14 protein-coding genes are annotated in these 11,811 nt (G+C 54.2%); 3 read left to right on the top strand and 11 right to left on the bottom strand.

Annotated elements, in window-relative coordinates; all coding sequences use genetic code 11:
- Nucleotides 1-107: 107 nt before the first annotated feature.
- The 11 genes from flgL to flgB form a co-directional block, all read right to left on the bottom strand.
- Nucleotides 108-1,070 (bottom strand): flagellar hook-associated protein FlgL, encoded by a 963-nt coding sequence (gene flgL, locus QMZ30_RS12160; protein ID WP_283227584.1) that lies wholly within the window; start codon nt 1,068-1,070, stop codon nt 108-110.
- A gap of 21 nt (nt 1,071-1,091) precedes the next feature.
- Complete coding sequence (gene flgK / locus QMZ30_RS12155) at nt 1,092-2,738, bottom strand: flagellar hook-associated protein FlgK (RefSeq protein WP_283227583.1); 1,647 nt, start codon at nt 2,736-2,738, stop codon at nt 1,092-1,094.
- Nucleotides 2,739-2,856: 118 nt separating this feature from the next.
- Entirely contained in the window at nt 2,857-3,798 is a 942-nt protein-coding gene (gene flgJ / locus QMZ30_RS12150) for a flagellar assembly peptidoglycan hydrolase FlgJ (RefSeq protein WP_039333648.1), read from the bottom strand.
- A complete protein-coding gene (locus QMZ30_RS12145) occupies nt 3,798-4,904 on the bottom strand; it encodes a flagellar basal body P-ring protein FlgI (protein ID WP_283227582.1) in 1,107 nt (368 codons plus the stop codon). Before QMZ30_RS12145 ends, flgJ begins: the two co-directional genes overlap by 1 nt.
- Nucleotides 4,905-4,915: 11 nt before the next feature.
- Nucleotides 4,916-5,626, bottom strand: coding sequence for a flagellar basal body L-ring protein FlgH (locus QMZ30_RS12140; RefSeq protein WP_039333644.1), 711 nt, complete (start codon nt 5,624-5,626; stop codon nt 4,916-4,918).
- 61 nt (nt 5,627-5,687) lie between these two features.
- Nucleotides 5,688-6,470 (bottom strand): flagellar basal-body rod protein FlgG, encoded by a 783-nt coding sequence (gene flgG / locus QMZ30_RS12135; protein WP_039333642.1) that lies wholly within the window; start codon nt 6,468-6,470, stop codon nt 5,688-5,690.
- A gap of 17 nt (nt 6,471-6,487) precedes the next feature.
- Entirely contained in the window at nt 6,488-7,246 is a 759-nt protein-coding gene (locus QMZ30_RS12130; RefSeq protein ID WP_283227581.1) for a flagellar basal body rod protein FlgF, read from the bottom strand.
- A gap of 20 nt (nt 7,247-7,266) precedes the next feature.
- Nucleotides 7,267-8,517, bottom strand: coding sequence for a flagellar hook protein FlgE (gene flgE / locus QMZ30_RS12125; RefSeq protein WP_283227580.1), 1,251 nt, complete (start codon nt 8,515-8,517; stop codon nt 7,267-7,269).
- A gap of 24 nt (nt 8,518-8,541) precedes the next feature.
- Nucleotides 8,542-9,216: a flagellar hook assembly protein FlgD gene (gene flgD, locus QMZ30_RS12120; protein WP_039333636.1), complete on the bottom strand. Its 675-nt coding sequence runs from the start codon at nt 9,214-9,216 to the stop codon at nt 8,542-8,544.
- A 12-nt stretch (nt 9,217-9,228) separates the two neighbouring features.
- Nucleotides 9,229-9,633: a flagellar basal body rod protein FlgC gene (gene flgC / locus QMZ30_RS12115; protein ID WP_034830669.1), complete on the bottom strand. Its 405-nt coding sequence runs from the start codon at nt 9,631-9,633 to the stop codon at nt 9,229-9,231.
- A 2-nt stretch (nt 9,634-9,635) separates the two neighbouring features.
- Nucleotides 9,636-10,049: a flagellar basal body rod protein FlgB gene (gene flgB / locus QMZ30_RS12110; RefSeq protein WP_039333634.1), complete on the bottom strand. Its 414-nt coding sequence runs from the start codon at nt 10,047-10,049 to the stop codon at nt 9,636-9,638.
- A gap of 153 nt (nt 10,050-10,202) precedes the next feature.
- Between flgB and flgA the strand changes: the two genes are divergently transcribed.
- From flgA to flgN, 3 genes are all read left to right on the top strand, one after another.
- Nucleotides 10,203-10,862: a flagellar basal body P-ring formation chaperone FlgA gene (gene flgA / locus QMZ30_RS12105; RefSeq protein ID WP_283227579.1), complete on the top strand. Its 660-nt coding sequence runs from the start codon at nt 10,203-10,205 to the stop codon at nt 10,860-10,862.
- 105 nt (nt 10,863-10,967) lie between these two features.
- Nucleotides 10,968-11,276, top strand: coding sequence for a flagellar biosynthesis anti-sigma factor FlgM (flgM, locus tag QMZ30_RS12100; RefSeq protein WP_283227578.1), 309 nt, complete (start codon nt 10,968-10,970; stop codon nt 11,274-11,276).
- 5 nt (nt 11,277-11,281) lie between these two features.
- Nucleotides 11,282-11,713: a flagellar export chaperone FlgN gene (flgN, locus tag QMZ30_RS12095; protein ID WP_283227577.1), complete on the top strand. Its 432-nt coding sequence runs from the start codon at nt 11,282-11,284 to the stop codon at nt 11,711-11,713.
- Nucleotides 11,714-11,811 lie beyond the last annotated feature (98 nt).

The following is an 11,811-nucleotide window of genomic DNA, read 5'->3' as shown; positions in this document are numbered from 1 at the left end:
GGTAAGAAGCGCAATAAATTGCGCAAAAAAAATCCCACGGCCTCGAAAGGCGGTGGGAGAAACTAAGCGCGCCCGGTTTAAGCACGCTCAAATTTTCAGGTCAGTTATTAAGAATTCAGTTGGAACAGCGACATCTGCGACATATCAGTAAAGGTCTTGTAGGACGCCTGCAGTGCCGTTTGTTGCATGGTGTAGCTGGAGATCGCAGAGGTGTAATCGACATCCACCAGGTTACTCATCTGCGTGGCCATAATGGTGTCATTGGTATCGCCTTGTGCATCAAGTGTATCCACTTCATCCATTTTAATCCCGACATCAGAACGCACGGCTAACACATTGTTGAGGGAGTTGCTCAAACCACGGTTGGTCTTATCCATTGCGTCCTGGAACGTCTGCTTAGTCGCATCATCGGCATCATCCTGCGGCACTTTCAATGCAGCAATTGCAGTATCCAGCATGGTGAATAGATTGGTTTCGCTGTCAGTACCATCTGGTTCGGCTTTGGCATTGCTGGTGATAGACATGAACACTGAGTCACCGGTATTGCCGACGGTCATCGTGCGGCTGTCGCTGATCTTCTGACTGATCGCATCGTCGCTGCCGACATAGGTTACGCCAGTACCTGTGTCGCTGAACGGTGCCGATTCGGTTTTATAACCGGCAAAAATATAGCGGCCACTGGCATCTTGGCTATTAGCCAGACCCAGCAACTGATCGCGCAAGCCTTGCAACTGAGTAGCCAGAGATGCACGGTCATCGTCACTCAATGTGCCGGTAGAGGCATTAACGATAGTGGTCTGCGCCGACTGAATGGCAGAGGTCACACCCTGTAATGTATTTTCTTCAAGCGACAAACTTTGATTCGCGAAGGTACGCGCGGTGGCGTACTGGCTACTCTTAGCCTGCGACTGCGCCAGAATGACTGAACTTGCTGCAGCAATCGGGTCATCAGACGGATTATTAACGCGCAGACCGCTAGAAAGCTGTTCGCCTACTTTTAACCATGAAGCTTGTGAACCAGTGATACCGCGTACCTGCTGGTCAAAAATCATATTGGTACTTAAACGCATGGGTTTTTATCCTCTGTTGACTTAGCCGCGGATATCCATCAGCGCATTGAAAATGGTGCTGGCGGTTTGCAATACCTGCGCATTCGCCATGTAAAACTGCTGATACTTAGTCAGGTTGGCGTACTCTTCATCAAGGTTGACACCAGAAACTGATTGCTGACGATCGGTTAACTGAGTCACTACGCTCTCTTGGGTCGTGCTTGCCGTCTCCAGCGAACTGGTTTTGTTACCCACGGTGCTGACGATCGTGGCATAGGCTTGTGCCAGGGTGGCATTGCCATTCACCAGTTTTGAGTTCTGCAGATCCAGCATCTTCTGAGCGTTGGTGTTATCACTTTCACCGCTGGTCGCAGAGGATGCGGCGGCAATCTGTGATTCATCCGTAATCGCCACTGACATTCCACCGATCACGTCCTGCACTGGTTTCACCAGGAAACTGTCTTTAGCTTGCGCGTCACCGGTGACCGTCAGGTCAAGGCCATCGAAACTTAACGTGGTGTTGCCGTCCGCGTCAGTGCCCTGCGTGGGGGTAACTTTAACGTTGTCTGACATACGCGTGACCGACCAATTCGTACCGTCATAGCTCACGGTATAATTTGAGGCTTTCAGCGCACTGCTGTCGGACCATGCTGCGGTGACCTCTGCGGTTCCGGTGTTTTTGGTATTGCTTACCACCGTTGGGCTACCGATGGTAAAGAAGTCTGTGCCCTGATCGCCGTTGCTGTCGTAACCCGCGGTTTGCACCGCGTTAAAGCTGGTGGTGAAAGCGGCCGCAAGCTGGCCCAATTGATTTTGTGCAGTGTCGAGATCCTGAGTTCGGAAAGCCAGTAACCCGCCTAATGAACCGGTGGTCAGGGTTTTTTCTGGAATCTCGACATTGCCCGCAGACTTATCAACATAACCCACAGTGGTGCGCGATGGGTCGCTGCTGGATGGCATTGCGACCAGTTGTGTGGTGTTTTTGCCGTTGACCAGCGTAGTGCTACCCATAGAAACGATGTAGCTGCCATCCTGCTGCGAGACAGTAACGCCGACCACGTTATTGAGGTTATTCACCAGTTGATCACGTTGGTCCAACAGATCATTAGGCGCCGAACCATCTGACGTGGTGAGTTTGGCAATTTGCGCGTTGAGATCGGCAATCTGACCGGTATAGGTGTTGATCTGATCAACGCTGGATGAAATATCCGTGTTGACGCTGCTTTGCATGTTGGTCAGATATTGCGACGTAGTCTGGAACTGATTCACCAGCCCTTGCGCATAGCTCAGCATCGATTGACGCGCTGAAGGATCGTTAGCATTACTGACCACGTTTGACACGTTGGTAAAGAAGCTTTGAATGGATGTCGACAGGCTGGTGGTCGAGGTTGAAAGCAGATCGTCGATATTGGAGATCTGAGAATATTGGGTGTTCACCGCACTGTAGTTGGCGCTGGAACCGCGCAACTGGGCGGTAATAAACTCATCATATTCACGCTGCACGCCGGTGACGTTCACGCCATTGCCGTAATAACTGTTGCCCGATAACGTGCTGTTTGCCTGATTTAACAGGATAGTCTGACGTGAATAGCCCGCTACCGTGTAGTTACTGATGTTATTACTGGTGGTGCTTAATGCGGCCTGTGCGGCGCTCAGCCCACTCATCGCTGAGTTAATTATGCTGGACATCTCGGTTCCTTAATTTCCCGTTAACCGGGCTGGCAGTCATCAGTGCGATTGTGCGGGCCAGAACGCCCGCAGCTTATGTTGGTTATCGGCGTGCTTAAGTGAAACTTGAGGCAAAAAATCAGAACAAATCGGTGATATCTTGGCTATACGCCTTCACCACTTTTTCGCCCATGTTTTTGAATTGTTGGATCATTCCCACCAGCTTTTGCGCATACTTTGGATCGGTGGCGTAACCTGCCTCCTGCAGGGCGCGTGCACCCTGCTCCGGCGTAGCCGCATTGGCCACCGCGGCATAGCGTGGGTTATTGGAGAGCAGTTTGACGTAGTCACTCAGCGCCTCCATATAGGAGCCGTAAACGCGGAAGGTAGCGCGGACTTTATGTGCCACGCCGCCCTCATATTCCGTGGTCATGATATCGGTGGTGGCACCCTTCCAGTCACCGCCCGCTTTGATACCAAACACGTTGTAGCTTGGCTTGCCATCACGCGTCAGAATCTGACGTTGTCCCCAGCCCGACTCCAGCGCGGCCTGCGCCAGAATCAAGTGATGCGGGATGCCACTCTGCTGACTAGCGACTTGCGCCGGTTGCGCCAGCTGCGAGATAAAATCGCTGCTGTCCGCAGGCAAGCTGGAAGGTGAAACCGGCAAGCGCGGTACAGCCTTGCGCACCATCTGCTCTAACTGGTTCGAAGGCAGGTTGCTATAGATGAAGCTGTTATCCAGCTTCATCGGTACTGTCCCTGCGGTTTCATCCGGTTCCTGCGCCGGCTGCATCTGCTTGACGATGAGGTCCGCCATACCCAAACCACGTTTTCCAATTTCCTGTGCAATCTGCTGATCGTACATCGAGGTATACATACGTGTGGAATCACTGCTGAAGATGCCATCTTTCGGCAAGGCTTCACGCATGCTCTTCAACATCATTTGTACGAACATTCCCTCAACCTGTTTCGCCACCTGCAGCGCCTTTCCTTTAGGATCGGTGGCAGCTTCACGTTTCAGATCATTGAGTGAGCGGCTGTCAAACGCCGCATTCATCATCGATTGCGTATCAGTCATCAGATGATTTCCAGTTTGGCGCGCAGACAGCCTGCACTTTCCATCGATTGCAGAATCGACATCAGCTCAATCGGTGTGGCACCCAAGGCATTCAGCGCACGCACCACGTTGTTGAGGTTGGCACTGGAATTTACGCGCTGCAGTGCCCCGCCACTCTGACGAACATCGATCTGTGTATTGTTGGTGGTTACGGTCTGACCACCGGCGAACGGCGTGTTCGGCTGGCTGACGTTCTGCTGCTGGTTCACGGTGACGGACAGGTTACCCTGCGCAACGGCACAGGTGTTCAGCGTCACTTCGCGGTTCATTACGACAGAACCGGTACGGGAGTTGATGATCACCTTGGCATCTTCCAGCGGCACAGAAACGTCAATGTTCTGGATTTCAGAGAGCAAACGAACCTGCGAGGTGTTGTTTGGCGATACGCGAATCTGCACCGTGCGCGCATCCAGAGGTTGCGCTGACCCCATGCCACGGCTGTTAATGGCATCGGCGATGCGCTGCGCCATGGTGAAATCTTCATTATTCAGCTGCAGGTTAATGGTGTTTTGGCTGCCAAAGTTGCTCTGCAACTCACGTTCAACCGTCGCCCCACCGGTGATGCGCCCACCGTTCAACTGGTTGACCTGCACACTGCTGCCACCTGCTGATGCGCCCGCACCACCGACCAGGATGTTACCTTGTGCTAAGGCGTAAACCTGGTTATCGACGCCTTTCATCGGCGTCATTAACAGTGTACCGCCGCGTAAGCTTTTGGCGTTACCCAGTGAAGAGACCACCACATCGATGTTTTGTCCCTGGCGCGCAAAAGAAGGCAGTTTGGCCGTCACCATAACAGCAGCCACGTTTTTCAGCTGCATATTGGTGCCGGTGGGTACGGTGATACCTAACTGCGACAGCATGTTACTGACAGTTTGCGTGGTAAATGGGGTCTGCGTGGTCTGGTCACCGGTTCCGTCCAGACCTACCACTAAGCCGTAACCGATCAGCTGGTTATCGCGCACGCCCTGCACGGAAGTCAGATCGCGGATGCGGTCAGCATGGGCAACCAGGCTGATGCCAAGCAGTAAGCTCAGGCCCAGACGCAGCAGAGTGTTTATTTTCATCATTACCTCGATTACATCGGCGAGACGTTCAGGAAGAAACGCTGGAACCAGCCCATGGTCTGCGCCTCATTGATATAGCCATTTCCGACGTACTCAATACGTGCATCGGCCACCTGCGTTGACAACACGGCGTTGCTGGCGCTGATGGTGCGTGGGTTAACCACACCAGAGAAGCGAATAAATTCGGTGCCCTGGTTAATTTCGATCTGTTTCTCACCGACGACGCGCAGGTTGCCGTTGGACAACACCTGATTAACCGTAACGGTGATGGTGCCGGTAAAGGTGTTATTGGCGGTTGCGCCACCTTTGCCAGCGAAGTCATTTTTGCCGGTTGCATCGACGCCCACTTTCTCGCCGCTGGCACCGACCAGTCCATTCAGCCCCGTCGGCACGCCGGTCACGCCAAAGCTGTTGCTGCCATCGCGGCTGGCATTGGCGGAAGAACTTTTGCTGGCGCTGACATTTTCTTGCAGCGTGATGGTTAGGGTATCGCCAATGTTGCGAGGACGACGATCCTCAAACAGTGGCTGGTAGCCGTAGTTCAGCGGCGCCACGCCCTGGAAAATAGAACCGTTGACCACCGGAGGTGCAGATGGCGTCGGTTCAGCCGTGGTCGCGCCTTGTACCAGTGGCGTGCGCGGTACCAACGCACAACCGTTAAGTGTCAGTAGCAGCGTGGCTACTAACCAATGCCCAGGCTTGAGAATCACTTGCTTCGCCACGGAGTTCTGACCTTATTCATGTTCTTAATCGGGCCAGCCAGGCTGGCCCAAAGACACCAGATTAGATCTGGGTTAATTTCTGCAGCATCTGATCAGAGGTAGTGATCGCTTTGCTGTTGATTTCATATGCGCGCTGTGTCTGGATCATCGTCACCAACTCTTCCGCCACGTTGACGTTCGAGGTTTCGACATAACCCTGATAGAGCAAGCCCGCGCCGTTCTGGCCTGGCGTGCTCTGCGTGGCCGCACCAGATGCCTGAGTTTCCTGGTAAAGGTTTTCCCCCAGGCTATCCAGACCGGCATCGTTCATAAAGGTGCTCAGCGTCAGCTGCCCCACCTGTGCCGGGTTCGTCTGCCCCTGCTGCGTCACGCTCACCACACCGTCACGCGAGATGGTGATGCTGGTGGCGTTAGCAGGAATGGTTATCCCCGGCTGCACTGGATAACCGGCATTGGTCACCAACTGGCCATTCTGATCAACCTGGAATGAGCCGTCGCGGGTATAAGAAGAGGTGCCATCCGGCATCTGCACTTCGAAATAACCCTGACCGTTGATCGCCACATCTTTCGAGTTGCTGGTCTGCGACAGGTTGCCTTGGGTATGCAGGCGTTCGGTGGTCACGGGACGTACACCGGTACCAATCTGCAAACCTGATGGCAGCGTTGTTTGTTCAGAGGACTGAGTACCCGGCTGACGCAGCGTTTGGTACATCAGATCTTCAAACACCGCACGTGAACGTTTAAACCCGTTGGTCGACACGTTGGCGAGGTTGTTCGAGATGACGTCCATATTGGTTTGCTGGGCATCAAGACCGGTTTTCGCGATCCACAAAGAACGAATCATGCTGTTTTCCTTACGCCTTAGCTGCTCATGTTGAGCAGTTGATTGGCTTTCTGTTCGTTTTCATCGACGTTAGTGATGACTTTCATCTGCATCTCAAAACGTCGGGCGTTGGCGATCATATCGACCATGGTTTCCACCGGCTTGACGTTGCTGCCCTCCAGCACGCCCGGCATCACGGCAACAGTGGCATCATTGGCCAGTGCCGCACCGCGCGAAGCCTGCGTGGCCTGGGTCGGACGGAACATGCCGTCGTCACCACGCTGCAGCTCTTTCCCCGTGGCGCGCACCAACTTCAGCTTGCCAATTTGTACCGTGGCATTCGGCGCATCACCCGCATTACGCGAAGTGATGGTACCGTCAGCCGCGATAGTCAGTTCAGAGCCTTGTGGAATGGCGATTGGACCGCCATCGCCCATCACGGGATTGCCTTGAATGGTCAAAATACCGGTCGAGCTGATCTGCATGTTGCCGTTGCGGGTATAAGCTTCAGAACCGTCAGCGGTGCGCACCGCCAGCCAGCCATCTTGCTGTACCGCCACGTCCAGCGGGCGCCCGGTGTTGTCCATCGCGCCGGGTGTCATGTCCGCGCCCGGTGTAGAGGCCGCCACCAGGGTACGCGTAGGCAGTGACCAACCATTCACCGGCACCGCGCGCAACGCGTTGAGCTGGGCACGAAAACCCGGCGTTGAAGCGTTGGCGAGGTTGCTGGCGGTCACAGACTGCTGTTCCATCGTCTGACTGGCCGCGCCCATCGCGGTATATATTGCGTGATCCATAGTGCAATCCCGTTAGCGTATTAACGTAAGTTGATCAGGGTGTTGAGGATCTGATCCTGCGTTTTGATGGTCTGGCTGTTCGCCTGATAGTTACGCTGCGCAACAATCATGTTGACCAGTTCTTTACTCAGATCAACGTTGGAAGCTTCCAGTGCGCCTGAGGTCAGTGAACCGTAAGTGCCGGTGTTCGCCAGACCAATCGCTGCCTGACCTGAAGAGTTGGTTGCCGACCAGACGTTGTCGCCCTCTGACTGCAAGCCTTCCGGGTTAGAGAAGCTGGCCAGCACGATTTGGCCCAGTAACTGAGTCTTCTGGTTGGAGTAAGTACCGGTGATGGTGCCGTCATCGTTGATGGCGTAGCTGGTCAAATCGCCTGGCGCATAACCATCCTGAGTCGGGTTTCCGAATGAGGTGGTGCCGGTGTTTTGCTGTGCACTGCCCAACAGGCTCAGGCTGATCACCTGGTTAGCGGCTGCGCCGTTAGCGGCAGTCGCTGTTGCTGATGGGTTCAAAGTGAGGGAAACAGTACTGGTAGTCGTATTATTATTGCTGTCCGTCACGCTGGTCAGCTGGCCGTTGGTGCTGAACTGCATGTTGAAGCTGCCCAGGTCATCGCCAGTGGTCGAGTCAAGCGCATGTACGGTCCAGCTGTTGCTCGCAGAATCTTTGACGTAGTACAGGTCCAGCGCGTGGTCGTTACCCTGTGAGTCATACACCGTCACGGTACTTTTCGCGTTATAGCTATCAACGTCAGACGCACTGAAGGTGGTCACGGTTGGCACAGTATCGGTAGAGTTCAGGTTTGAAACCAGACCTGCGGTAGTGGTGGCGCGCGCGGCCATCTGCGTGGTCGGGACGCTCAATGCCACTGGGTTAGCACCGGTTTGAATGGTTGGCGGCGTACCGGTTGCCGGATAACCTGTCACGCTCATGCCTTGGGTGTTCACCAGGTTACGGTTTTCGTCCAAAGTGAACTGGCCGTTACGTGAGTAATACACGCTACCCGCGGCATCGGTCATGCGGAAGAAACCGTTACCGCTCAGTGCCACATCCAGACCACGGCTGGTTGAAGTGGTGGTACCGTCGTTGAAGTTCTGAATGACCGCAGCCACTTTAGTACCCATACCGATGTCTGAACCCGCGAACATATCGGCAAAAGAGATGGTGCTGGATTTGAAACCTGCAGTGGCGGAGTTGGCGATGTTGTTACCGATGACATCCAGGTTACTGGAGGCCGCATTCATACCACTTACAGCTTGAGAAAAAGACATAGCGTGTCTCCTGCTTAAATTGAGTTAGAGAATCTGACGAACTTCATCAAGAGTGGCGGAGCCCATGGTGCCGAGATCCAGTTTTGCGGTGTCATCGACCGTACTCACGCCATTGACGTAGGCATAGTTGAGCGGCTGGGCCACCAGTTGTGTGCTGCCGTTACTGGCGGCGATCGAAACAGAATATTTGCCGTCGGCCACGGTTGCGCCATTGGCATCAGTACCATCCCACGAGAAGGCATGCACACCTGACGTCAGTGCGCCCAAATCGATGGTGCGCACCACTGTTCCGTTGGCATCTTTGATGGTGGCGGTAGTGGCGGTGGAAGCGGTAGTCAGTTCCACACCGAATGGCGTGGTAGTGCCGCTTCCAACCAAGATCTGGCTGCCATCGATCATCACGCCATGACCAATCAGCGTGGTGCTTTGCAGTGACTGGCTGGTGGTCAACTGACCGGAAATAGAGCCCAGGGTGGTATTCAACTTCTCAATACCACTTAGGGTATTGATCTGTGCCAACTGGGTGGTGAGCTGGCTGTTATCCATCGGATTGGTGGGGTCCTGGTTCTGCAACTGCGTCACCAGCATGGTCAGGAACTGGTTCTGCAGGTCCTGTGCACTGTTGCCGGTATCGGTAGAACTGGAAGAACTGAGGACCGTTGGGTCAAGATTGGCGTTAACGCCTACTGCTACACTCATGATCGTGCTCCGTTATTGACCCATGGTCAGGGTTTTCATCATCATTGACTTCACCGTGTTCAGCACTTCGACGTTGGCCTGATAGCTGCGCGACGCTGACATGGTGTTAACGGTTTCTGAGACAACATCCACATTCGGCATCTTGACGTAGCCCTTTTCATCCGCCATCGGATTGCCCGGGTCATACACCAGTTTGGCGGGCGTTGGGTCGTTGACCACGCCAGCCACTTTGACACCGCCCGTTGCCGCACCCGGTGCCGCATCGGTCTGGAAAATCACCTGCTTCGCCACGTAAGGCTGGCCATCCGGTCCGGTGACGCTGTCGGCGTTGGCCAGGTTACTGGCGCTGACGTTAAGGCGCTGAGACTGCGCCGTCATTGCAGAACCGGCGATATCAAAGATATTCAGCAATGCCATGATTATTGCCCCTGCAGTACGTTCATCATGCCTTTGATCTGGCTACTGATGAGGGTGAGATCGGTTTGGTATTTCAGGCTGTTATCAGCAAACTGCGTACGTTCCCGATCCATATCCACGGTGTTGCCATCCGCGGCAGGTTGATCGGGAATGCGATACATCAGGTCCATTGACGGCTGAGAATTGGTCTCTGCCGCAATGTGACGAGAAGAGGTCACCTTCAGCGCCATGCTGCTGCCTTCGGCACGACCGTTCTCCATCACCTTGCTCAGTTGGCTGGCAAAGTCGATATCCCGCGCCTGGTAGCCCGGGGTATCGGCGTTGGCAATGTTTGACGCCAGGATTTCCTGACGCTGAGCACGCAGGTTTAACGCTTCTGTACCAAATCGCAGCGCGGCATCGAGTTTGTCGAGCATGCTTCCTCCGCGAATGAGAATTTTGAGCTGACAGCTTAAGTGGACAAAAGCAAGGGTGATCGTCTGAATAGCAGCAAAAATAACGGCTATTTTTGACATTGAATTTTTCGCGCGAAGAGTAGACTCAGGCCATCTTCTCGACAGGAGGCGTTTATGCGCACATTTCCACCCTTGCTGGCCACCCTTTTGTTGGCCATCGCGCTGCCCGGCTATTCAGCGGATTTAACCGCTCAGTTAACCCAGTTTTTTAAAGCGCGCGATCCGCAGCACGCGGCGGGTATGACCGTGGTGATTCGTACGCCACAAGAACAGTGGCCGACGTGCGATACGCCGGAGCTGCAGCTCCCGGGCAACAGCCGCCAGTGGGGTAACCTCAGCATTTCAGCTAACTGTGCGCAGAATCGTCGCTTTTTGCAGGTGCAGGTGCAGGTCACAGGGCAATATCTGGTGGCCAGTCGTCAGGTGATGCGCGGAACAACGCTCGACCCAAATGACTTCCGCATGGAAACCGGTCGTCTGGATGAATTACCGCCACGCGCCCTGTTTGATCACAACAGCGTGGCCGATGCGATTGCGCTGCGCGATATCCCCCCAGGACAGGCGGTAACCGCTTCCATGTTGCGTCAGCCATGGCGTGTTAAAGCGGGTCAAAATGTGATGGTAGTGGCGAGTGGAAACGGGTTTAATGCCAGCAGCGAAGGACGTGCGCTGAACAACGCCAGTGCAGCTCAAATGGTGCGTGTACGCATGGGAAATGGGCAGGTGGTCAGCGGTCGCGTCGACGCGGATGGGAATATTCTGATATCGCTATAAAGCGTTAAAGAACCCTGCTGTTCTGCCGATAGAGATATCAACAAAGACATTACCCTATGCTGACTCAGTTGGCTGCCCCCCAACTGACCTTACAGGAGCAAGACCATGAGCATCGAAAGAACGCAACCATTAAACCCGGTGAGCACTGTACAGTCTCGCGACACCAACGACAACAGCAGCAAGGTGCGTCAAACCACCACGTCTGCCACCACAACCACCACCAGCGAAAGCGGTGCGGAAGTGAAGTTGAGTGCCGCTCAGGCGCAGTTGATGCAGCCTGGCAGTAAAGACATCAACACCGCACGTGTTGAACAACTGAAAACCGCCATTCGTAATGGTGAACTGAAAATGGATACCGGTAAGATCGCCGATGCGCTGATCGCCGATACCAAGGCGTATTTAGAGGGTAACTGATCCCAATGGACAATCTGCTGACCACCTTAGACAAAATGCAGGATGTGCTGGCTTCACTCACCGTAGTGATGGATGAAGAGCAACAGCAACTTTCTGCCGGCCAGGTTAATGGCAACCTGTTACAGCGCATATCAGAAGACAAAAGCGCGCTGCTGACCACGTTGAATTATCTGGACGAGATGCGCCGCAATACCGAAAAATCACTCGGTACCCAGGCGCCATATGGTGGTCACAGCGATCGTGAACGCCGATGGCAGAGCATTCAGCAGCATACCCGTCGTTTGCGTGATACCAATACGCACAATGGGATTCTGCTGCAGCATCAAATCCGCTATACCCATGATGCGCTGGCCGTGCTTAAACCGCACCAGACGCAGGCGTTTTACGGCCCAGATGGATTAGGCAAGGGTCAGGCGACCTTGAGTCGCAAAGGGTAAAAAGAAAAATCCCGCTTCGGCGCTGAGGAATCCCCAGTAATGGGCGGGTAAAATAAGACAGGCATAGAGATATGTGATCTACTGATTGTTCCACCAAT

It is taken from the genome of Pantoea sp. EA-12 (assembly GCF_030053355.1).
In the GTDB taxonomy this organism is placed as follows: domain Bacteria; phylum Pseudomonadota; class Gammaproteobacteria; order Enterobacterales; family Enterobacteriaceae; genus Pantoea; species Pantoea vagans_C.
Note: the sequence above shows the minus strand (reverse complement) of the source record. Positions and strands in the feature narration are given on the sequence as shown.

Coding starts and splice junctions, on each gene's coding strand:
- flgL (WP_283227584.1), bottom strand. CDS start 1,070: ATGCGTTTAAGTACCAATATGATTTTTGACCAGCAGGTACGCGGTATC.
- flgK (WP_283227583.1), bottom strand. CDS start 2,738: ATGTCCAGCATAATTAACTCAGCGATGAGTGGGCTGAGCGCCGCACAG.
- flgJ (WP_039333648.1), bottom strand. CDS start 3,798: ATGACTGATACGCAATCGATGATGAATGCGGCGTTTGACAGCCGCTCA.
- QMZ30_RS12145 (WP_283227582.1), bottom strand. CDS start 4,904: ATGAAAATAAACACTCTGCTGCGTCTGGGCCTGAGCTTACTGCTTGGC.
- flgG (WP_039333642.1), bottom strand. CDS start 6,470: ATGATTCGTTCTTTGTGGATCGCGAAAACCGGTCTTGATGCCCAGCAA.
- QMZ30_RS12130 (WP_283227581.1), bottom strand. CDS start 7,246: ATGGATCACGCAATATATACCGCGATGGGCGCGGCCAGTCAGACGATG.
- flgE (WP_283227580.1), bottom strand. CDS start 8,517: ATGTCTTTTTCTCAAGCTGTAAGTGGTATGAATGCGGCCTCCAGTAAC.
- flgD (WP_039333636.1), bottom strand. CDS start 9,216: ATGAGTGTAGCAGTAGGCGTTAACGCCAATCTTGACCCAACGGTCCTC.
- flgC (WP_034830669.1), bottom strand. CDS start 9,633: ATGGCATTGCTGAATATCTTTGATATCGCCGGTTCTGCAATGACGGCG.
- flgB (WP_039333634.1), bottom strand. CDS start 10,049: ATGCTCGACAAACTCGATGCCGCGCTGCGATTTGGTACAGAAGCGTTA.
- flgA (WP_283227579.1), top strand. CDS start 10,203: ATGCGCACATTTCCACCCTTGCTGGCCACCCTTTTGTTGGCCATCGCG.
- flgM (WP_283227578.1), top strand. CDS start 10,968: ATGAGCATCGAAAGAACGCAACCATTAAACCCGGTGAGCACTGTACAG.
- flgN (WP_283227577.1), top strand. CDS start 11,282: ATGGACAATCTGCTGACCACCTTAGACAAAATGCAGGATGTGCTGGCT.